Consider the following 21497-nt stretch of genomic DNA (forward strand, 5'->3'; position numbering starts at 1 on the left):
AACCGACATACGTCTTTTTCGGCGCTCTCTTTCTGCCAGACTGCGTTCTGGCCGTAAAGCCGGAGGCTGGAGCAAAGACGTGGGCCACTTTCAGGCTTGTATGTGTGCCTTGGCTGGAAACCGGTATAATATCTTTTGGAAAGTTGGAGATCACAGGTGGCGCTGGACCGCCATATGGAAAGCACGCACCTGATGACATGTGAGCAAGGCTCGGGCGGTTCTCCTGTCTCCCTGCCTGTCGCGGCCATTACGCTCTCGCCAGCGTTTGATACACGTTCGGTCAGGGACGGGTCTTGCCCAGATTGGACCTGGCCGCCCGGATGGACCAGTTGTGTGGGAGTATGTCGGTAACGCGAGCGCCTAGTTGGGACGAGTAGAGACGCCACTGGCCGGAACCAGGCTTTCCGTCGGCCTGATGCAGGGAGTTGGCTGACTGGCTCCGCTTGCGCAAGACTGGAAACACGATTAATTCGTCATATTGCTTGTTCGTGGTTTACGGAGTGGCATGACCGATCGTCCCAAGCCTCGAATTTCGGCCCGAAAGCAACCCAAGCAAACCCGCTCCGCCGGGCTTGTGGCAACCATTCTGGAAGCCGCGACACTGGTGCTGGCGGAGGAAGGTGCCACCCGCTTTACGACAGCGCGCGTCGCCGAGAAGGCTGGCGTAAGCGTTGGTTCACTGTATCAGTATTTTCCAAACAAGGCAGCGATCCTGTTCCGGCTCCAGGCCGACGAATGGCGGCGAACGGCAGAAATGCTGCGCGATATCCTTGAGGATGAGCGTCATCAGCCCCTGGAGCGTTTGCGCGCGGTCACTCATGCCTTCATACGCTCCGAATGCGAAGAGGCGGCTGTTCGCGTGGCGCTGGGCGATGCGGCTCCTCTTTATCGGGATGCGCCCGAGGCCTCTGAAGCCCGGGAAGCCGGCGACCGGATCATGCTGCGTTTCATGCAGGAGATTCTCCCGGACGCGCCAGACCGAACGCGTGAACTGGCGGCCGATCTGATCACGATGACCTTTAGCGCGGTCGGCAAGGAATTTTCCGGGACTGCCCGGACAATCGCGGAAATCGATGCCTATGCGGACGCCATGGCCGACATGTTCTGCGCCTGGCTTGTGAAGATCTCGGCCGACCATGCGGTTCGGATAGTCACGGCACAGGCTGACCGAGAACGGTAACCGCTCTGTCTCCCGTGAGGGAAATGCGAACCCGCTCGATGAGCCAGCGGCGCGCTCCCAATATTTCTGATGAAAAACACTGAGTATTTCAAAGTCGTTCTGTGGGCGGCGCAATGCGAATAGTGGAAATGACGGGTTCGTCGTATTTTTGTGGGGCGCACGGAAAGCGCGAAACCTAGTGCGGAGATCGCCCCATGACCGCCCCCGTGACCTTCAAAAAGACCTCGACGCTGACCAGCGTGCCTGTTGCGCCTTTGCTGGACCGCCTGTTTGCTGAGGCAGATGCCGCAACAAGCTCTGCCGTCTCGGAATTGCCCCGTGAGGAATTGCAGCGCCTCGCAGGAAGCCGGACCGACTATCGGAAATTCTATGGTCTCGCAAAAGACCTGTGGCTCCCTGTTTCGCGCGAGACGGGTACGCTGCTTTACATGCTGGCACGAGCCAACTGGGCGAAAGGCATTGTTGAGTTTGGAACGTCCTTCGGTCTCTCCACCATCCATCTCGCTGCCGCGCTGCGCGACAATGGCGGTGGCAGGCTGATTACCACCGAGTTTGAATCCTCCAAGATTGCCCGCGCCCGGCATCATCTTGAAGAAGCGGGTCTGGCCGATCTTGTGGAGTTCCGCGAGGGCGACGCCCTGCAGACGCTGGCGACCGGTCTCCCCGAGAGTATCGATCTCGTACTGCTTGACGGCGCCAAGCCGCTCTACCCCGATATTCTCGATCTTCTGGAGGACAGGCTGCAGACCGGCACGCTGATCGTCGCGGATAATGCCGATCACAGCCCTGAGTATCTGGCGCGCGTCCGCTCTCCTGCCGCCGGGTATCTCTCCGTGCCGTTCGCCGGGGACGTCGAGCTGTCCGTAAGGCTTGGCTGAACATAATTCCAATATCTGAAGAGGACGGAACCATGCATGTCTTCGTAACAGGGGCCACCGGCTGGGTCGGTTCCGCCGTGGTTCAGGACCTGATCGGTGCCGGGCATCAGGTGACCGGTCTGGCCCGGAATGATGAAAAGGCGGCTCGCCTGGCCGCGTCCGGTGCGACGGTCTTACGCGCCACGCTCGATGATCTGGACGCGCTGAACAACGCCGCCTCAACAGCAGATGCGGTCATTCACACGGCGTTCAACCATGATTTCTCGAAATTCCCCGAAAGTGCGGCGCAGGATCAGCGTGTGATTGAGGCGTTGGGCAGTGCGCTGGAAGGATCGAAGCACCCGCTACTTGTCACGTCCGGTCTGTCGGGCCTGCCTGCCGGCGCAACGGAGGCGGATCTGCCTGATCCGGCCTCTCCGCGCAGGTCTGAGGTGGCCGCGCGGGCGCTGAAGGAACGCGGTGTCCGTGTTGCCACGGTGCGGCTCGCGCCGTCAGTACACGGCATCGGCGATCACGGGTTCATTCCGATCGTCATTCGCCTGGCGCGCGAAAAGGGGGTGTCAGCCTATATCGGTGACGGCCAGAACAAATGGTCCGGCGTCTATCGACTGGACGCGGCAAAAGTCTATCGGCTTGCGCTCGAGCAGGGCGTGACTGAGGCCGTCTATCATGCGGTCGCCGATGAAGCCGTACCGTTCAGGGACATTGCCAGCATCATTGGTCGTTGGCTCGGCTTGCCGGTCGAGCCGAGAGAACGGGAGCATTTTGGCTGGTTCGCCAACATGGCGGGCGGGAACATGGCGGCTTCCAGTGCGCGAACGCGTGCGCTGCTCGGCTGGAACCCGACAGGCCCTTCACTGCTCGCTGATCTCGAACAGCCTGCTTACTACGCCTGACGTTCATCAAGCGGGCCGCTCATGGCCTGTGCGGGCCCTCGGATACCGGCGTAGCCTGCCCGCCACGCTTCAGGAGCAGGGCGACGTCTCCCGTGTCAGGACAAACTGGCAGATGCGAAGCCCATGCCGTTTTGAGCCGCCGTCGATGGCGAGACGGTTAGTGGCACGTTCATCGGCACCCTCCAGCTACATAGCGGGAAATTCGCCATCGTCGGGAAGTCCTATGAGTTCACGCTGGTCCTGTGGCAGCCGGTGATTGAGCGTCATCTCGGGCGGGAGGTCACGGGCATCGTGCGGGGTGGATCGGTATCGTGGCAGTTGGGGGGGGCAGAGAGGGATAGCCATCTAAATACTTTTGCAAAGCTGCTCAACCTTGCTCTGTAACCAAGGCGATCCGTGCAGGCGTCAGGTCAAGTGCGGGCCGGGTATCCAAAATCCGGCACTATGGCGCAACGATTTTCTTCACAGCGTCGATCAGAGTTTTGCGTAAATCATCCGGAGAGGCATTGGAAGGACCGCTTTCGGGCGAGCCTTCAGCCCCGACCTTGGCCATACTCAACAGGAGCTCGAGTAGATCTTCGGCTTTGTAACGGCAGGTGATCACACCGGATTTTTGGGCAGCGCGAATGGCGGCGATCTTCTCAGCAGCCGCATCAAGAGCCATCTGCGGAGGCAGCGTATTCCGTTCAAGATTATGCCAGCGCGTTAACCTCAGAACCTCGGGATGAGTGCGATAGCGATCAAAAAGTCTGGCCGCATAAGCGGGGAGATCATTGGCATCGATCGGAATGCTCTGAATGGTTGCATTGACCATCCTGTCATAGACGGCATCAAACAGACCGTCTTTACTTTCAAAATATGCATAGATCGCCTGCTTGTTGCATTTGGCGTTCGCTGCAATCCGGTCAACGCGACCTCCAGCGATTCCGTATGTCGCGAATTCAACAGTCGCCGCCTCGATTAAACGCTGCTTGGTCGCATCGGATTTTCTCATAACAGGGCTCTGATCCTTATCTGCCGTTCGTGGCTATAGGCATCTCGTAAATAAACCAACCAGTTGAGTTCGAAAAGGGTAGTCGGGACGCTCAGCGATACGCTGCACCAGGTAGCAGTTCTCCATAAAAAACCAACTGGATGGTTGACAAGGGCGCGCCCATATCTCAGGAATAAACCACCTGGTTGGTTTTGTGAGGCGTGATGACGGATTTTAGGCCCCCAACGACGCAGAGTCCTGAAGTCAGTCTGCGCAGACTCGGTCTTGGCTTATTCCTTGTTTCCATTGGGAAAAGTTCTGTTCAGTCTGCTGTCGCTGGTGTGTTGGTCGCGGCCAAGCTTAATTTTATCGCGGGCAAATCCGATCGTATTTCATTGGTGGCCCTGATCGCTGTTGTTTCCGGAATCGCGTCGTTATTCGCGGCGGTATTTTCCGGGAATTTTTCCGACAGAACCCGGAGCCGCTGGGGTATGCGCAGCCCGTGGATCGTAGGCGGAGGTATTGTTTGCACGCTCGCGCTATTGGCAATGGCGGTAGCGCAAAGCGTCTTCATGCTGCTCGTCGCGACGAGCGTTGTGATGATGGCATTCAGCGCGCAGCTTGTGGCCACGACGGCCGTCATTCCAGATCGCGTGCCCGAGGCCCAACGCGGCTCCCTTAATGCAGCGTTAGGCGTGGGACAACTTATCGGCCTTGCGCTGGGGTTGATCATTTCTTCCCCTTTTATTGGGAACCCTGGCAAGGGAGCCCTCTGCATCGCTGTGGTCCCCACTCTGGCTGGTCTTATCTTTGTAATGGTCGCGCGGGAGCAGTCGAATAAGGATGTACCACGACTTCCTGCGGATACCGCTGCGGTGTTGAAGTCTCTTTTGCCTCCAATCGCCGCTCTTGACTTCTATTGGGCCGTATCCGCCAGATTTTTCATAGTGCTGGGTACCGCCATGTTGCTCAGCTACCAACTCTATATTGTCACTGATTATCTTCGACAGGATCAGGCGGGGGCTGCGATGACCCTGCGTCAGTCCGCCGTAGCCTACGTCGCCGGTGCCATCATCGGTGGTGCATTGGGTGGTCCCATTTCCGACCGTTTTCGCCGGCGCAAGCCACTTACCTACCTGTCTTCCTTCCTGATCGGAGCCTCAATCCTTCTGCTGCTGGGCTGGTCTGAGCCTTGGGCAATGATAGGCTACAAGGCGGTCAATGGATTTGGTTACGGTATCTACCTCGCCGTTCATGGCGCCCTGGCGACGGAAGTTCTGCCGAACCCCAAGACACGCGGTAAGGACCTTGGCTTCCTGACAGTCGCCAATACGCTGGGCGGAATCTTCGCACCAATGCTTACCGCAATGGCCGTCAGGCTCGGTGGTTATCCCTCAATGTTCGCGCTCGCAGCCTTCCTTTGCATTGGCTCGGCCTTGCTGATCGTGCCCATCCGTTCAGTTCGCTGATCCAGCAGGAGGGCCGACGAATTTCTCAAACTTCAAAAGGAAATACATCATGATTCGACATGTCTGGTTGATAACAGGGTCTTCACGCGGCTTTGGTCGGTCGTTGGCTACGGCTGCGCTTGAGGCAGGTGATTCCGTCGTTGCGACGGCCCGCCGCCCCGAACAACTGGCGGAACTGGTCGAAAAATATGGCGACGGCGTGCTTCCGGTCGCGCTCGATGTGACGGATGCCGCTGTTGCGCGCGAGGCGATCGACGCTGCCGTCACGCATTTCGGCCGGGTTGATATCGTTGTGAATAACGCAGGCTACGCTAACATAGCCGCTGTTGAAACCGCTCCTGAAGAGGATTTCCGGCGTCAGTTCGAAACCAACTTCTGGGGTGTCTACAACGTCTCGAAGGCCGCTCTGCCGGTTCTCCGCAAGCAGGGATCAGGGACAATCGTGCAGTTCTCATCCATCGGCGGACGTGTCGGTGGAACGCCGGGCCTTGGCTCCTATCAGGCCGCAAAGTTCGCCGTGGACGGCTTCACCCGCGTCCTCGCAGCGGAAACCGCACCCTTCGGTATTCGGTATCTCGTGATCGAACCAGGCGGCTTCGCGACGGATTGGGCCGGCGCTTCGATGGACATTCAGAATATTCCCCAGGACTATGACGCCACGGTCGGGAACATCGCTCGCATCATGGGCACCGCTACTACGAACCGTGGAGACCCGGATCGGGCCGGGGAGATCATCGTGCGCACCGTCAAGCGCGCGAACATCCCCACGCATCTCGTTCTTGGTGGCGGCGCCGTGCAGAGTGCCATTGCTTATTCCAACAAGCAGATCGCGGAAGCCACGGCCTGGCAGGCAATCAGCAATTCGGCCGATTTCGGTCAGGAGTATCCTGTCGACATGCCGGCGGACGAGCCGGCGAAATAATCCTTCATCGGCCCCCGATCTTCCAAAGATGCCGAGTGAGGCCGAGCAAGTGGCTCAGCCCCATCCGTGCATCTGCCGCCTACCGAAATTCACGCCCTTGAAACAGGAAAAGACGAATATGAAGCAATTCGAGCATAAGGTGGCGCTCGTTACGGGGGCGGGATCGGGCATGGGACGCGACACCGCCATTGTGCTGGCGGAGCGTGGAGCTGCTGTCACTCTGGTCGGCCGGCGGGAAGAAAAACTCGCCGAGGTCGCGGCAGAAATTACCACCGCTGGCGGTCGGGTAATGTCTGTCGCGGGCGACGTCAGCAAGCCGGAAGATATCGAACGGGCAGTTGCACGCACCGTCGAGGCCTTCGGCGGACTGCACTATGCGGTCAATAATGCCGGCGTCTCTGGCTGCTTTGATCCGCTCCCGGAGATGAGCGTCGAAAGTTGGAACCGCACGATCAGTATTGATCTTAGCAGCCTGTTCTATGGACTCAAATATGAAATCCCCGCGATTCTGGCTGCCGGCGGGGGCGCAATCGTCAACGTCTCCAGCGTGTTCGCCGATCGTGGTGGTCCTACTGCCGATTATTCTTCCGCCAAGCATGGCATCCGGGGCCTCACCCGGACGGCGGCGATACAGTATGGACGGCAGGGCTTGCGGGTGAACGAGCTTCAACCAGGAGTTATCGACACTGAAATGACGCAAGCTCACCCGGAAGGAACACAAAAGGTAGTCGATAATGGAATCCCGATGGGCCGAGTAGGCACCGGGCGCGAAATTGCCACTGCCGTCGCTTTTCTTTTGTCCAATGAAGCCTCTTACATCAACGGTGCACATATTGCCGTTGATGGAGGTTTTTTGGCTTGATATGTCGGGGGCAAGATTGGGAATGTCAGTCTTATACCGGGCTATTGTGATTAATATCCGACCAATACAAGCTATCAAGCGGCACGGCTTTTGGGTTAGGGTCAGATCTCTTTACGACATGATCCTGATGTGATTCCAATTCTCTATGGAGAATTGGAATGAGCAGACTGTGGATGCTGAGTCGCGAGCAGATGAAGGTTCTGCAGCCATTATTACCCCGTGTGGATGACCGTCGGGTCATCAGCGGGATCATGTATGAGATTCGTAACGACTTGCAGTAGAAATATGCACCCAGAGGGTTCTGATGACCCCCCCCTCTACAACCGGTTTCTCCGCAGGAGCAGGCGCGGCGTTTTCAAGAAGATTTTCACAACTCTGGCAGCGCAGACCGGTGTTCCAGAATGCCTCATGATCGACAGCACACATCTCAAAGCGCACCGTACGGCAGCCTCTCTAGGTGAAAAAGGATAACACCCCGCCGCCACGCGGTGCTCTCTGTCGTGATGCTTTCGCTTCGCGTGGGCCCATACCTTCTCTTTCGGCCATCTGCCCCGCAGCTACCGTCATCTTCTGGATGCCATTAAAAATCCTGATCTAGCAACAGCCTTCTATTGTGGTCTCAACGCTCTGTTTGCACCGGTCGAGACAACTAGGGATTGCTTCTTCTCAACATGCGGGTTCTCGACTGGCATCCTGGATCACCCCTTTCTTCTGCGTTACGGACTGGACCGGGCTGTCATGGCGGCAGCAATGATCAGGATACCAAATGCCGCGACAGCTATCCTCGGTTGCCAATACTCCATAAAAACGAAGCCGATTGCGAGCCAGCCGACAGCGGCTGCCAAACTAAGGATAATGGCCGACCATTCACCAGGAAGTTCTGGCGCGCGCCATGTCAACCACACGCCAGCCAGGCCAAAAATGATTTGCCCGAGCGCATAAGTAGCAAAGTCTCGTGCATGCTGCTTACCCGAATTGCACATGGGTAAGCTGTTCGGAGATATCCCACAGGCGGGCAGCATCCTGCCGGTCTAGTGCGGCGGGGGGTATTTTGGCAGCGGTGGGATACCCCCGCGTCTCGCTCAGCCTGTCGGGGCCATAATAGCAGCCACCTTTTGCCTCCGATGACGTCGCGGCGAAAAGTGTCGGGAGTGCGCCCTGGGCGGCCGGCTGGAAGAGAAACCATAATATCCGCCGCGCAAGGCCCAATATGCTCGAAGCCCCAGCCCCATTCGGAAGCAGATCCGTACGCGAAATGCCGGGATGGGCTGCGATGCTGGTGATCCCCCAATTTCCTGCTTCGCTGCGACGCTGAAGTTCCAACGCAAACATCAGGCAAGCCAGCTTGGACTGGCTGTAGACCGGCATGGGCTTATAATTACGTATTGCCTGAAGATCATCAAACGTGATCCGACCGTCACGCGCTGCAATGCTGGAAAGTGTTATAACGCGCGGATGGTCCCCCTTGCGAAGCAGGGGCAGCAGATGCGCGGTGAGGGCGAAATGTCCAAGATAATTGGTTCCAAACTGCAGTTCGAAACCATCTGAGGTCACTTTGCGGGTGGGTGGCATCATCACGCCAGCATTGTTGATAAGCACGTCGAGATGGTCGTGTTGGCTACGCAGACGTTCACCAAACGCGGCAATTGACGCGAGATCAGCCAGATCAAGAGCCTCAAAGCTGATGGCTGCCTTGGGGGCTTCTCTTTTTATCCGTGCGACGGCGTCCGAGCCCTTGGCTGAATTTCGTCCGGCGAGAATGACCGTTGCGCCAGCATGTGCGAGCGCCAGCGCATCCTCAAACCCAAGGCCGCCAGTCCCGGTCACCACGAATGAACGGCCATGTATGTCTGGAATGTTTGATGTCGTCCATTTTCTCATATTCGGTTCCTGTAAAAGCAACAAATTCTCTTTGGGAAGCGATGGTCGATAGTCCGATGACGCTCGCCATTGGTCTCGGCAGATGCTCGATATTTAGCTGTGCCTGTCGGGAGGACGAATGCCCGAACTGCCAAATTTCTTGCCCGATCCTGTAATGGTCTGGCTCCGGCAGTGCGCAGTGTGTAGATTGGAGCCGTTGGAATTTTGGCCGGAGCAAGGCATGTCTTCATCTCTCGCCAGAGCTGTAACCTGCTATCTGGACGCGCAGGGTTGTGGCGCGAATGGGCTTTGCACGACGTCGTTCGACGGTCTGAATGTCATCAGACTGAGCGAAAAGACGCCGCCGAGTGGCATGGTCTACAAACCGTCGCTCTGCATCACCCTTCAGGGCGCGAAGGCGGTGGAGTTTGGCGATGCCATTTTCGAGTATGGGGCCATGGCGTTCCTGCTGGTCAGCATCGAAATACCCGCTCTTGGCCGCGTGACGGAAGCGAGCCCTGAATGTCCCTATATCGGCATCACCCTGGATCTGGACGCAGGTATCCTGCGTGAGGTCATGTCGGAACTCGCTCAGCCGCCCGTTCCCTCGAATGATCAGGGTATCGGGGTCTTCGTCGCCGACCTGTCTGAAGATCTGGCAGATTGCATCAGACGGCTTATACGACTGCTTGATAATCCTGCGGCACTCCGGATCCTCTGGCCGGCGATCATGCGGGAAATCTGTTTCTGGCTGTTAACAGGACCTCATGCGGGCGAGGTCTGTAAACTCGTCCTGCCTGACAGTCACATGCAACGGGTTGCAGAGGCCATTCATCTGCTGCGCGCCAACTTTACGAAACCGGTAAGGATTGAGCATCTTGCCGCCGTTGCACGCATGAGCCTCTCGTCTTTCCATCAGCATTTCAAGACACTGACCTCCATGACGCCGCTCCAGTATCAAAAACAGTTGCGTCTGCTTGAAGCGCGCCGCCTGATGGTATCAGAGGACGTCAACGTCTCGCACGCGGCGTTTGAAGTTGGTTACGAAAGCCCGTCGCAGTTCAGTCGGGACTACGTTCGCAGGTTCGGGACAGCACCCAAACGCGACGTGATGGAACTTCGCTCCTTTATCATCTGATCATGCAGGATCGTGTGTGAGGCTCTGTCCACCGGATAAATTTAGCAGACAGGTAGCAGACGCCTTTATTCAAGACATTACGTCCGTCAGCGACGTTTTCGTAAAGCCGATAGTCTCGCCATTTCAGCCCGGTCACATTGCGGGAACTGACTTCACGGCAAAGCAGGGGAAGAGATGAAATCTCTCTCCCCGACCTTAAAAAGCCACATCGTCGGGACGCGATTTTCATCCGGTGATGAACGCCAGAATATCGGCATTGATGACGTCAGCATGGGTCGTGTGCATGCCATGCGGATAATCGGCATAGATTTTCAATGTGCTGTTCTGAATCAGCCTGTTCTGAAGGATGGCCGCATTTTTGTAAGGCACGACCTGATCGTCGTCGCCCTGCAGCACAAGAACCGGCACAGTGATGGCCTTCAGGTCTTCGGTCTGGTCAGTTTCGGAGAAGGCCCTGATCCCTTCATAATGGGCTTTTGCACTGCCCATCATGCCCTGACGCCACCAGTTGCGGATCGTTCCTTCTGAAACTTCCGCGCCCGGACGGTTGAAGCCGTAGAACGGCCCGCTCGCCACATCCAGAAAGAACTGCGCGCGATTGGCCGCCAGCCCGGCACGCAGCCCGTTCAGCACCTCGATCGGTGCGCCTTCAGGGCTGCGATCCGTCTGAACCATCAAAGGCGGCACGGAACTGATGAGCACGGCTTTGGCGACACGTCCCTGAGGCTGACCATATTTCGCGATATAGCGGGCAACCTGTCCGCCCCCTGTCGAATGCCCGATATGGATGGCGTTTTTCAGGTCGAGATGTTCGACAACAGCCGATGTGTCCGCCGCGTAATGGTCCATGTCATGACCGTCGCTCACCTGCGCCGAACGCCCGTGACCGCGGCGGTCATGCGCAATGACGCGAAATCCCCTGCTCAGGAAGAACAGCATCTGCGTGTCCCAGTCATCGGCGCTGAGTGGCCAACCATGATGAAAGACGATCGGCCGGGCATCCTTCGGCCCCCAGTCCTTGTAGAAAATCTCAACGCCGTCGGATGTCGTGACGAATGGCATGATACGTCTCCTTGCCGATCAGGAACGGGATACTGTTCACAGTCTAACGTTAAAGGTAACTTCAAGGTCAAGTTGCGTTCATGACGGGAGGTACATCATGAAGATTGGAGAACTGGCACGGCAAACCGGTCTTACAACTTCTAAAATCCGGTTCTATGAACGTATCGGATTGTTGAAAACGGTTGATCGTCGTTCCAACGGATACCGAACCTATCCACCGCAGGCCGCGCTGATCCTGGGGCTCATCACAACGGCGCAGCGGGCCGGATTTACGCTGGATGAAATCCGCACCCTGCTGCCCTCTGATCTGCAGCACTGGGACCGTGATGCCCTCATGGACGCACTGACACGCAAGATTGCGGATATCGAGGCCCTGCAGGCACGTCTGGCCGAAAGCAAAGCGCACCTCCTTCGTCTGGTTGAGGACATTCAGGCTCGCCCCGACGACATGGACTGTGCGGCCAATGCCCATCGTGTCCTGACGAATGTACTTATGACACCTTCCGAAAATCTGGATGTCACACCTGACGATGTGCGCCTTCTGGACAGGACGGATCGTCGTCTGTCCGTGAGCAGGGGGCGCAGCAAAAAAGTTGTTTCGCCTTAAAGTCCTCCCAGAAGGGACACGACTGTTCTTGCGGTCGCTCTGGCGGAAAAAGGGTTCTGGCCCGTCACCAGTTTTCCATCCGCCACGACATGGGACATGAACGGCAGAAGGGCTTTTTCATAAAGCGCGCCCCGTGCCTTCATCTCAGCTTCCGCGTTGTAGGGTATTTCCCGGGAGACGCCCGCCAGCCTTTCCTCAGTCCACGAAAATCCAGTGATTTTGCGCCCGGAGACCAGAAAAGACCCATTGGCAAGGCGGGTGTTCAGAAGTCCGCAATATCCATGACAGACAGCAGAGACAATGCCGCCCTTCTCCCAAACTGCACGTGTGATGGCCTGAAGCTCTTCGCTGCCCGGAAAATCCCACATTACGCCGTGACCGCCGGTAAAGTAGATCGCATCGTACTCCTGCGGATTAATGTCTGCGGGGCAGGCCGTTGCAGACAGCAGGGCCATTTTTGCCGGATCGGCCAGCCAGGCTTTTGCGGAGGCATCGCGCATCGGCCATTTCAACGCACGCGGGTCAAGCGGAACCCTGCCACCCCTGGGGCTGACAATGCGCTGTTCATAACCCCTGGCGGCAAACACGTCCCAGGCATGCGTCAGTTCCGACAGCCATAATCCGGTCGGGTGCGCCGGATCGTCAAAATGCGCGATGTTGGTGGCAACGTGAAGGATATGACGGCTCATGGCTGGCCCCTTTCATGCGGCAGGGTCGTCGGACGACCGTTTTGTAACGTTCAAGCCCGGTTGAAGGTCAATCTGTCGTTTGACATTAAATCTGACTTCAACGTTAGCGTTGTAAGGGTAAACCTGCTCGGCACCATGGAGGCAGCCCCACATGCAGACAATTCTTGGCGCAAATGGCCAGATTGCTACGGAACTGGCGCGGACATTACATCAGCATCATACGGACGACCTGCGGCTCGTGAGCCGCAATCCCCGCAAGGTCAACGAAGACGATACTCTCATGACTGCGAACCTGCTGGATGCAGGGCAGACGACAGACGCGGTGAAAGGCAGCCGGATCGTCTATTTCACAGCCGGCCTGCCTCCTGACAGCACACTCTGGGAAGAGCAGTTTCCGGCCATGCTGAAAAACGCCCTGCAGGCGTGCCGGATGGCGGGGGCCAGTTTTGCCTATTTCGACAATACCTACATGTATCCGCAGAACAGCCAGATCCAGACGGAGGAAACGCTCTTCGCCCCGGCGGGTCGGAAAGGGCGGGTCCGGGCCGCAATGGCGTCCATGGTGCTGGAAGAAATGGCGCGTGGAGATATTCCCGTGCTCATCGCCCGCGCACCGGAATTCTACGGCCCGGGGAAAACGCAGAGCTTCACCAACGCGCTGATCATCGAGAGGCTGAAAGCAGGCAGAAGGCCGCTGGTCCCTATCCGTGACGATACGCGCCGGACCCTCATCTGGACACCGGATGCAAGCCGCGGGCTCGCAACCCTGGGCAACACGCCGGATGCTTATGGTCAGACCTGGCATCTGCCATGCTGTGATGATCGGCCGACCTACAGGACATTCGTCACCATGGCGAGCAGGATTTTCGGACGCACGCCTTCCTATTCGGTCATTGGTAGATGGCCACTGAGCATCGCAGGCATTTTCTCAAAAAAGGTGCGGGAGATAAGGGAGCTACTGCCCCGCTACGAGCAGGACAATCTCTTCGACTCAACGAAATTCAAACGTCATTTCCCTGCGTTTTCCGTGACGACCTATGAGGAGGGTCAGGAACTGATCAGGAAGGAGTGCAGAGGCGGATAAGCCTGAGTGATCCCGGCTTTCCATATCGGCATGAGCGTGGGCAGCGTCGGCCAGCGGGTAGGTGCCGCCAATGTGGATATTCAGCTTGCTGAATTGCCCCAGGTTTTGTGGAGACAGCAAGACCTGTGAGGTAAGAGATATTCATGAGTAACAGATCGAAGCGTTTTCCGCCTGAATTTCGTGGACGTGCAGCCCGCATGGTTCTGGAGGAAGAGAAGTACCCCACCTGAGGCTGCTCTGTGGCGCCATGCTGACCATCTGGTAGGCGGCGAGCGGACAGCATCGCGGTCCCCGTGTCTGATGTCTCCCTGCTCGTCGCATGATGGATGTCATCCGCAGACGGGGTCAGCCCTGTGTATTCAACCGGTCTGGTGGCAAACCATGGTGTCCCATGAATGCATTGTTTTCACCGGAGCCGCATGAGTCTATGAAGATGGTTCCATCTGCTGACATGGCCGGGTAATGGAGATAAACTAGCGGGAACCGGCAGCAGGACCACCAGAAGGCAGCCTGTCGCGACATGCAGGGCGCATGTCTGCCCGTAGCCAGACAGGACAGGCCGGATCATGATGACACTGCCAGATCGCCGGATGTTTTTGCGTATGGGAAGTATGGCAGCATGCACGGCGGTGCTGTTGCCGCCGGGTGCATGTCTGGCGCAGTCCGCGCGTGCAGGTATGCCCATCATCTGCGCCCACCGGGGATGGCGGGATCCGTCCCGGTTCGAAAATACGCTGGATGAGATGCGACATACGCTTCGGGCCGGACCTTTCATGCTGGAGATTGATCTCACCAGCGATGCCGACGGCATGATTTTCCTGTTGCACGACCGAAATATTGACCGTGTGACGACCGGACATGGGCCGCTTGCAACACTGGATGACACGGCGGTGCGTGCCCTGCGCATGAAGAACAGTCAGGGCAAGGTCAGGGGACGGGTCACGTCCTACCGGGAGGTGGTTCGCTGGGTGGCGCGTGAACCAACCGCGCGCCTGATGCTGGACATCAAGGACGTGGCACCGGCGGATGCGCTGGCTCCTGTCCGTCAGGCGGGGCTGTCCGGACGTGTCGTGGTCCTGACCTTTGCCAGGGATGTGGCGCATGCGGCGTTCGCAGCAGATCCCGATGTCCTGGTGTCCGTCCTGATCACCCGGCCTGCCGATATCGGACTGTACGCCACCATGGCTGCCGGGCGACGGTTTGCGACCTACATACCCCAGCACGCCGACCCGGCGCTGTTCCACGCCGCGCATGATGCCGGTGCGGTCGTGATAACGGACCTGCTGGGGCCGGGCGCACTGGCGGATGCCATGACGCCCGAAGCAGGGGCACGATGGGCGCACGGGTTGCCCATCGATATTCTGGTTACAAATACCCCGATCCGGCTCCGCGCGGCATTCCGGTCCAGTCTGCGGGCATCGGGCTGATCCGTTTCGGGGCAGGTCCGGTTTTACTTCAGTCCGTCCACAAAAGCCGCGATCCGGCGGCAGCCTTCGCGCAGGGTAGTCGTGTCGGTGGCGTAAGAAATACGGAAGAACGGGCTCATGCCATAGGCAGCACCCTGCACGGATGCGACCTGCTGTTCTTCCAGCAGCGCCATGACGAAATCGGCATCGGTCCTGATCTGGCGTCCCCCTGCGGAGGTCTTGCCCATGCAGCCGCTGATGTCGGGGTAGACATAAAATGCGCCCTGCGGCGTATGGCACTGCACGCCGGGAATGGCGTTCAGCAGGGAAACCACCAGGTCACGCCGGGTCTGGTATTCCGCGGCGCGGTCTTTCAGGAAATCCTGCGGGCCGTTCAGCGCCGCCACGGCGGCAGCCTGCGCCAGCGTGTTGATGCCACTGGTCGACTGGCCCTGCATGTTGTTCATGGCCGCGATCAGCGCGCGCGGGCCACCGCAGTAACCGACGCGCCAGCCGGTCATGGCATAGGCCTTTGACACGCCATTGACGGTCAGGATGCGATCCTTCAGCCGCGGCTCGACTTCGGCGATCGTGCAGAAAGTGAAGCCGTCATAGATCAGATGCTCATAGATATCATCGGTCATGATCCAGACCTGCGGATGCTTCAGCAGGACGGCGGCGATGGCTTCCATATCCGCGCGCGGGCAGCATGCGCCGGTGGGGTTGCCGGGGAAGTTGAGGACCAGCCACTTGGTCTTTGGCGTAATCGCGGCGTCCAGCGCTGCGGCTGGCAGGCGGAACCCGCCTTCGGCCGGGCACGGCACGGACACGATGGAGGCCCCGGCAAGGCGGGCGATATCGGCATAGCTGATCCAGCTCGGGCTGGGCAGCACCACTTCATCGCCGGGATTGATGGTAGCCATCATGGCGTCATAGATGATCTGCTTGGCGCCGTTGGCCACCAGAATCTCATCCAGTGCGTAATCCAGGTGGTTTTCACGCTGGAACTTGCCCTGCACCGCTTTTTTCAGTGCGGGCTTGCCATCCTGCGGCGGGTATTTGGTGTCACCCGCGCGCGCTGCGGCAATCGCGGCGTCCACGACATGTTCGGGGGTGGGGAAGTCCGGCTCGCCTGATGACAGACTGACGATCTTTACCCCCTCGGCCTTCAGTGCCGATGCCTTGTCGGTCATCGCGGCCGAAGCCGAAATCCCAATTCCATTCAGTCGATCCGCAAAACCGGGCATCAGACGCTTTCTCCACTTCTGCTCATGCAACAGCATATATGCTTACAGCGCGATCGTAGATCGTTTCGCGTCGGGTTAGATACCAGTGAAAATGGTCTGGCCCCATACAACAATCATATGAAAGGCTACACATTCACCTTATCCGTCCATCCGGATCGGGTTGCGCACCATGGTCAGCGACAGTCCGGCGGCAATGATCAGGGCGGCGGCGCACATATACCATGCCATGTCAAAACTGCCGGTCCATGACACGATGTACCCGGTCAGGATGGGCGACAGCAGCCCCAGCGAATTGCTGCATGTCAGGGTGACACCTGTAACCGCTCCGATTTTTCCCCCGTCCTGCACCATATCGGTCAGCAGCGCGGTATTGGCGCCATTTGCCGCCATCAGGCAGGCCAGCGCACCGGACAGCACAAGCAGAATGGGCATCATGGTATGAAAATACGGCAGCAGCCCGATCGCGGCCGCGCCCAGCAGGCAGGTGGCGACAACAAAACGCCGGTTGGGCGGATGAATGCCATTGCGAAAGACAAGGCGTTCCAGAATGCGCCCGATCATGACCGCGCCAATGGCAGCGACCAGATAGCACAGGGCCGTACTGTTGCCCGTGCCGGTCGTATTGATATGCAGTTCATGGATCAGGTACAGTGGCATCCAGGACATGACCAGGAAGTTCAGGTAATTCTGCGTACACTGCACCACCAGTATCCCCAGGAATGAGGATGAGCGGAACAGGTTCCTGATTTCGCGCATTGAAATAGGTTTGCGTGGGGCCGCATCGGCTTTGTCCTGAGGGTTGCGGTACACCAGCCACCATGCCAGCGCCCATGCGATCCCCACACCACCCAGTGCCATGAACTCGCATCGCCAGCCAAAGAACGTAATGAGGTATGCGCCCGCAATCGTGCCGCCGGCCAGCCCGAGCTGCATGCCGGTCAGCAGCACGGTCATGACCGATCCACGTTCGCGCGGCTGCGCCCAGTTGCGCACGACGGTGGCCCCCACGCCGAAGGTTGGCGCTTCACCAACGCCCAGAAGGACACGGGTCAGCAGGAACTGCGTAATGTTCTGCGCCATGCCGCCCAGCAGCATGGCAAACGACCACACGCCCACGGCAAGGCTGCCGATGGCGCGCGCCCCCACCACGTCAAGCACGATGGTCGATGGCAGGTTGAGCAGGAAATATGACCACAGGAAACTGGATGAAACCCAGCCCATCTGCACCGGTGTCAGGGAAAACTCCCTGCCCATGGTCGGCAGGGCGATGGACAGTGCGGCGCGGTCGCCATAACTGATGGCGTACATCAGGAAGACAAGGAAGAAGAACACGTAACGGGCGGGAATTGCGCGCCTGCCTCGTGCATGGGTGGTCATTTCACCTGTTGTCACGCTGTAGGACTCCTGGTGTGCCATGAATTACGATAGGGGAGGGGCCGCCATGCACAGGCCAGGGGTCATGGCGGGGTGCCCGTGGCCGCATCCATTGTGCCTTCCGCCACGGCCTTCTGCTTTGCCGGGCGGTCGTGGCGCAGCATCCACACGCCGGACCCGATGATCAGCAGTCCGCCAATGACCATGGCAATGCCGGGTATCTCGCCAAATCCGAACCACCCGATCAGGGCGGCCCACAGCAGCCCGGAATAGGCAAACGGACCAATGGCGGACACCTGTGCCGACGCGAACGCCTCGGTCTGCAGCACCTGCGCGATACCGGCGAAAGCCCCGACGGCAACAAGGCAGGCAGCTTCGGTCATGCCCGGCGTGGTCCAGATGAAGGGAAGCGGCAGCGCGGTCATGAGCGTCATCAGGATGGCCTGCCACAGCGCGATGGTCGTGCTGGCTTCCGTGGCGGAAAGCTGTCGGATCTGCATGGTGGTCAGTGCGCCCACCGCGCCCTGCGCCAGGGCTACGAAATACGCCCAGCTTGGCACGGCGGTGCCTGCGCCGTGCAGTAGTCCCTTGCCCAGCGCGACCACGATCACGCCCGAAAACCCGATCGAGACAGCAACCCAGCGCTGGAGCGATGGCCGTTCATGCAACAGCGGGATGGACAGCAGCACCAGGAACAGCGGCTGCGTATAGGACAGCACCTGCTGTTCAGCCAGCGGCAGGCGTGTGACAGTGATCACGACCATGATCATGCTGATCAGACCAACGACCGAGCGCAGGACATGCCCACCAAAATGGTCTGTTTTGAGTACAATGCCCGTGCGTGCGGCAATCAGCAGCACGAAGGGCAGGGAAAACAGGTTGCGGAAGAAAATGATCTCAAGCGCGGGAAGCGTTGACCCGGTCAGTTTCTGCAGGGCATTGAGTGCAGCGGTAAAAAACGTTGCAGATGCCAGAAGAAGGGCACCACGTTTCAGGTCATGCTTCATTTTATCCGTACCTCAATGCACGACATGGACGGCGGCGCGCTTCATCATGGATCACTGTTGCCGGTAGCTCCCGCCTGCGTCATGTTGCGACATCGTAATGCATGCGGCGCATCCCGGGTCATAGGTGTTCGTTGCGGTGCAATAGGGAATTCTTATGGATGGGGACCGTGTCAGTTCCCAAGCTGGCAGGCGGGGGTCAGCACGCCGCCACTGGTCTCGATTTCCGCGCGGATGGCGCGGGCCAGTTCCAGTGATCCGGGTGTATCGCTGTGTACCAGTATGGACTGCGCCCTGACCGGCAGGCGGGCGCCGTCAATGGTCGTGACCGACCCGTCCTGCAGGAACTGCTTCACGCGCGCCCGCACGCCCGCCAGATCATGGATGACCGCCCCCGGCTGCCCGCGCGGGACCAGCGTGCCCGCGGTGGTATAGGCCCGATCGGCCAGGAACAGGGTCTGTGCCCGCAGCCCTGCCTTTTCGGCGGCGCGTTCGGTCGCCTGCCCGGGCATGCAGAAGACACTCAGGTTCCGGTCAAGTGCTGCAATGGCACGGGTCAGGCGCAAGGCAAGGCCCTCATCCGCGTTGGCCATGTTGCCGAATGCCGCATGGTAGCTGACATGCGTGACCCGATGTCCGTGGCGGGCGGCAATACCCTGCAATGCGCCGATCTGGTAGCACATCATGGATTCCATATCCGCGTCGGACACGGCCATGGCGCGCCGGCCGAAGCCCATCAGGTCCGGCAGACCGGGATGGGCACCGATGCCGACGCCCTTTTCCTTCGCCAGACGCACGGTACGGTCCATGATGGCGTAGTCACCTGCATGAAAACCACAGGCGATGTTGGCCGAGGATACGGTATCCATCAGCCCGTCATCATCCGCGATGCGCCAGCGGCCAAAGCCTTCGCCCATGTCGGAATTGAGGTCGATTTTCATGCCTTGTCTCCAGACTTCATGCCAGCGCGGCAGCGGGCGGATGTAAGATAGTGGGTAACCATCATGCGCAGGTCATCCAGATAGGCATTGACCGGCCGCATGGCGGCGACGCCTTCGGTAAAGCTGCATTCCTGAAAGCGGATGCGCGTGCCGATCCGCGCCTGCGCCAGCCGCCACAGGTCGGCTTCGATCACGGTGGCGATACGGGGGTAGCCGCCTACGGTATTTGCATCGGCCAGCTGTACGATCGGCTCACCCGCGGGCGGGACCTGCACGATACCGGCGATCACGCCATAGGACCGCAGTTCCACCCGGTGGTGCAGTTCAAGTGGCGTGCCCGACAGGCGGTAGCCCACGCGGTTGCTCTGCGGTGTGATGCGCCACGGGGTATCCCAGAACCGCTGCTGCGATTCGGGCGTGAACAGGCCGTAATCGGTTGCGGGCATCGCGCGCAGGATGATGGTCCTGCCGTCATGCCCGTCCGCCGTGGCGCCCAGAGCCGTAACGGGGGGCAGGGCGCCATAACCCGCAACATCCAGCGCCCTGCCTGTGGTCTTCAGCGTATCGCCTGCCTCCAGCGGGCGGCCGTCCAGCCCGCCAAAGCCGCCGCGCAACTGCGTGCTGCGTGATCCCAGCACGACCGGCACCTCAATCCCGCCTGCAATGCACAGACAGCCGCGCGCACCCTTTTGGGGTGGCCCGATACGCAGGACCTGTCCCGCCGCCGCCGTCTCGACCATCCATGGCAGGATCGTGCGGCCATCAAGATCGATTGTGGCGTCAATGCCGGTCACGGCAAACGTGGCGGCTGCGTCAAAGCGCAGGACGAATGGATAGGTCTGCAGTTCGATACAGGCATCATCCATCTGGTTGTCCAGCAGGATATTGCCGACCTGCAGCGCGAGTGCGTCCATCACGCCAGATGTGCCCACGCCCAGGTTGCGGTAACCGGGGCGGCCCAGGTCCTGCACCGTGTTCAGGGCGGATGTTTCAAGGATCGTAATCACGGCTCTATGCTTTCCGGATAAAAGCGGATGCGATCGCCAACGGCAAACAGGGCGGGCGGCTGCCTGTCGGGGTTGAACAGGCGCAGGTCGGTAAACCCGATGGAATTCCACCCGTTCGGTCCCGTCAGCGCGGAAATGCCCGCCTGCATGCCACCGATGATGACGGTCCCGGCCTGCATGTTCAGTGACGGCACCGTCTTGCGCGGTGTCGCGATACGCGGGTCAAGACCGTGCAGGTAGCCAAAGCCCGGTGCGCTGCCTATGGCGCAGACCGTGTATTCACTGGCATGGTGGATGGCGATGACGTCCTCGGGCGGCAGGCCGGCATGGGCGGAGACCGCGGCCAGATCCTCGCCCAGCGCGCCGCCATAGCGCACGCCGATTTCAAACAGGCGCCCCTCGATATGCCGTTCGGGCAGGGTGTCCCAGGCATGGCGCAGCCAGTCCGCCACTGCCTGCGGGCTGTCGGGTGGAACGGAAAAGATCAGCATGAGATTGGTCACGCCAGGAATGAGTTCCTGCACGTCGGGCCGCGCCTGCGCCGCGTCCATCAGTGCCCAGATCCGGCGCTGGTGGGCCATGGTGAAATCGCCCGGCGCCTCGAACAGCATGGCGCGGGTGCCGATCATGCTGATAGCGGGCGCCGCACCGGCATCGCGCGCCACATCGTTCTTCATATCCGCGTTCAAAATACACAGTCCCTGGAACGGCGCTGGTTGCATCCCGGAAGAAAAGGCAGGATCCGGTATTGGACCTGAACCGTAACAATATAGGTTTCGCGGCAGGATGTGCCGACCATGGGATTATGGCCGTTCCCGTAACGATGGCCAGTGCAATTCTGGTTGTGAGGCTATTGAATAATCTTATGGCCCAGCATGATAGCCGGGCCATCGTATTA

21 protein-coding genes and 1 pseudogene are annotated in these 21497 nt (G+C 59.2%); 12 read left to right on the forward strand and 10 right to left on the reverse strand.

All coding sequences use genetic code 11. The features are described from left to right. From B7449_RS22140 to B7449_RS22145, 5 genes and pseudogenes are all read left to right on the forward strand, one after another. Positions 1-203 (forward strand): hypothetical protein (locus tag B7449_RS22140; RefSeq protein WP_209426763.1); only part of this gene is annotated, 203 nt, incomplete at its 5' end. A gap of 302 nt (positions 204-505) precedes the next feature. Beyond that, positions 506-1180, forward strand: coding sequence for a TetR family transcriptional regulator (locus B7449_RS16195; RefSeq protein ID WP_039732936.1), 675 nt, complete (start codon positions 506-508; stop codon positions 1178-1180). A 194-nt stretch (positions 1181-1374) separates the two neighbouring features. Next, entirely contained in the window at positions 1375-2058 is a 684-nt protein-coding gene (locus B7449_RS16200) for an O-methyltransferase (protein ID WP_039732937.1), read from the forward strand. Positions 2059-2090: 32 nt separating this feature from the next. Then, complete coding sequence (locus B7449_RS16205; protein WP_039732938.1) at positions 2091-2954, forward strand: SDR family oxidoreductase; 864 nt, start codon at positions 2091-2093, stop codon at positions 2952-2954. 43 nt (positions 2955-2997) lie between these two features. Continuing rightward, positions 2998-3338, forward strand: a pseudogene (locus tag B7449_RS22145) (DUF3363 domain-containing protein); the annotation flags it as partial. A 58-nt stretch (positions 3339-3396) separates the two neighbouring features. On the opposite strand, the gene B7449_RS16215 reads toward B7449_RS22145, so the two are convergent. Then, positions 3397-3948 carry a TetR family transcriptional regulator gene (locus tag B7449_RS16215; RefSeq protein WP_039732939.1) on the reverse strand — a complete coding sequence of 184 codons (552 nt, stop codon included), beginning with the start codon at positions 3946-3948 and terminating at the stop codon, positions 3397-3399. Positions 3949-4151: 203 nt separating this feature from the next. Between B7449_RS16215 and B7449_RS16220 the strand changes: the two genes are divergently transcribed. From B7449_RS16220 to B7449_RS16230, 3 genes are all read left to right on the forward strand, one after another. Beyond that, positions 4152-5396 carry an MFS transporter gene (locus tag B7449_RS16220; protein ID WP_039732940.1) on the forward strand — a complete coding sequence of 415 codons (1245 nt, stop codon included), beginning with the start codon at positions 4152-4154 and terminating at the stop codon, positions 5394-5396. A 49-nt stretch (positions 5397-5445) separates the two neighbouring features. Further along, entirely contained in the window at positions 5446-6318 is an 873-nt protein-coding gene (locus B7449_RS16225; protein ID WP_039732941.1) for an SDR family NAD(P)-dependent oxidoreductase, read from the forward strand. Positions 6319-6436: 118 nt separating this feature from the next. Further along, positions 6437-7180, forward strand: coding sequence for an SDR family NAD(P)-dependent oxidoreductase (locus B7449_RS16230; protein ID WP_039732942.1), 744 nt, complete (start codon positions 6437-6439; stop codon positions 7178-7180). Between the two features lie 966 nt (positions 7181-8146). Here B7449_RS16230 and B7449_RS16240 read toward each other — a convergent pair. Further along, complete coding sequence (locus B7449_RS16240; protein ID WP_039732943.1) at positions 8147-9061, reverse strand: SDR family oxidoreductase; 915 nt, start codon at positions 9059-9061, stop codon at positions 8147-8149. Positions 9062-9281: 220 nt separating this feature from the next. Here B7449_RS16240 and B7449_RS16245 point away from each other — a divergent pair, with 220 nt between their 5' ends. Then, positions 9282-10178 (forward strand): AraC family transcriptional regulator, encoded by an 897-nt coding sequence (locus B7449_RS16245; protein WP_039732944.1) that lies wholly within the window; start codon positions 9282-9284, stop codon positions 10176-10178. A 225-nt stretch (positions 10179-10403) separates the two neighbouring features. Here B7449_RS16245 and B7449_RS16250 read toward each other — a convergent pair whose 3' ends face one another. Continuing rightward, positions 10404-11240 carry an alpha/beta fold hydrolase gene (locus tag B7449_RS16250; RefSeq protein ID WP_039732945.1) on the reverse strand — a complete coding sequence of 279 codons (837 nt, stop codon included), beginning with the start codon at positions 11238-11240 and terminating at the stop codon, positions 10404-10406. 97 nt (positions 11241-11337) lie between these two features. Between B7449_RS16250 and B7449_RS16255 the strand changes: the two genes are divergently transcribed. Further along, positions 11338-11847 (forward strand): MerR family transcriptional regulator, encoded by a 510-nt coding sequence (locus tag B7449_RS16255; protein WP_039732946.1) that lies wholly within the window; start codon positions 11338-11340, stop codon positions 11845-11847. Here the strand turns inward: B7449_RS16255 and B7449_RS16260 are convergent. Beyond that, complete coding sequence (locus tag B7449_RS16260; RefSeq protein ID WP_039732947.1) at positions 11844-12536, reverse strand: type 1 glutamine amidotransferase domain-containing protein; 693 nt, start codon at positions 12534-12536, stop codon at positions 11844-11846. The genes B7449_RS16255 and B7449_RS16260 overlap by 4 nt on opposite strands. 151 nt (positions 12537-12687) lie before the next feature. On the opposite strand from B7449_RS16260, the gene B7449_RS16265 reads away from it, so the two are divergent. Beyond that, complete coding sequence (locus B7449_RS16265; protein ID WP_039732948.1) at positions 12688-13620, forward strand: SDR family oxidoreductase; 933 nt, start codon at positions 12688-12690, stop codon at positions 13618-13620. A 677-nt stretch (positions 13621-14297) separates the two neighbouring features. Then, entirely contained in the window at positions 14298-15047 is a 750-nt protein-coding gene (locus tag B7449_RS16275; protein WP_048883839.1) for a glycerophosphodiester phosphodiesterase family protein, read from the forward strand. A 23-nt stretch (positions 15048-15070) separates the two neighbouring features. Here the strand turns inward: B7449_RS16275 and B7449_RS16280 are convergent, their stop codons facing one another. The 6 genes from B7449_RS16280 to pxpB form a co-directional block, all read right to left on the reverse strand. After that, a complete protein-coding gene (locus B7449_RS16280; protein ID WP_048883835.1) occupies positions 15071-16273 on the reverse strand; it encodes a pyridoxal phosphate-dependent aminotransferase in 1203 nt (400 codons plus the stop codon). A gap of 138 nt (positions 16274-16411) precedes the next feature. Continuing rightward, entirely contained in the window at positions 16412-17650 is a 1239-nt protein-coding gene (locus tag B7449_RS16285) for an MFS transporter (RefSeq protein WP_039732962.1), read from the reverse strand. Between the two features lie 80 nt (positions 17651-17730). Further along, entirely contained in the window at positions 17731-18654 is a 924-nt protein-coding gene (locus tag B7449_RS16290) for a DMT family transporter (RefSeq protein ID WP_039732950.1), read from the reverse strand. A gap of 170 nt (positions 18655-18824) precedes the next feature. Continuing rightward, positions 18825-19592, reverse strand: a complete 768-nt coding sequence (locus B7449_RS16295; RefSeq protein ID WP_039732951.1) for a LamB/YcsF family protein — start codon at positions 19590-19592, stop codon at positions 18825-18827. Further along, entirely contained in the window at positions 19589-20599 is a 1011-nt protein-coding gene (locus B7449_RS16300) for a 5-oxoprolinase subunit C family protein (RefSeq protein ID WP_039732952.1), read from the reverse strand. Before B7449_RS16300 ends, B7449_RS16295 begins: the two co-directional genes overlap by 4 nt. Next, positions 20596-21276: a 5-oxoprolinase subunit PxpB gene (pxpB, locus tag B7449_RS16305; protein WP_039732963.1), complete on the reverse strand. Its 681-nt coding sequence runs from the start codon at positions 21274-21276 to the stop codon at positions 20596-20598. The genes B7449_RS16300 and pxpB overlap by 4 nt, the downstream gene beginning before the upstream one ends. Between the last annotated feature and the right edge of the window lie 221 nt (positions 21277-21497).

The organism is Komagataeibacter intermedius TF2 (assembly GCF_000964425.1).
GTDB lineage: Bacteria > Pseudomonadota > Alphaproteobacteria > Acetobacterales > Acetobacteraceae > Komagataeibacter > Komagataeibacter intermedius.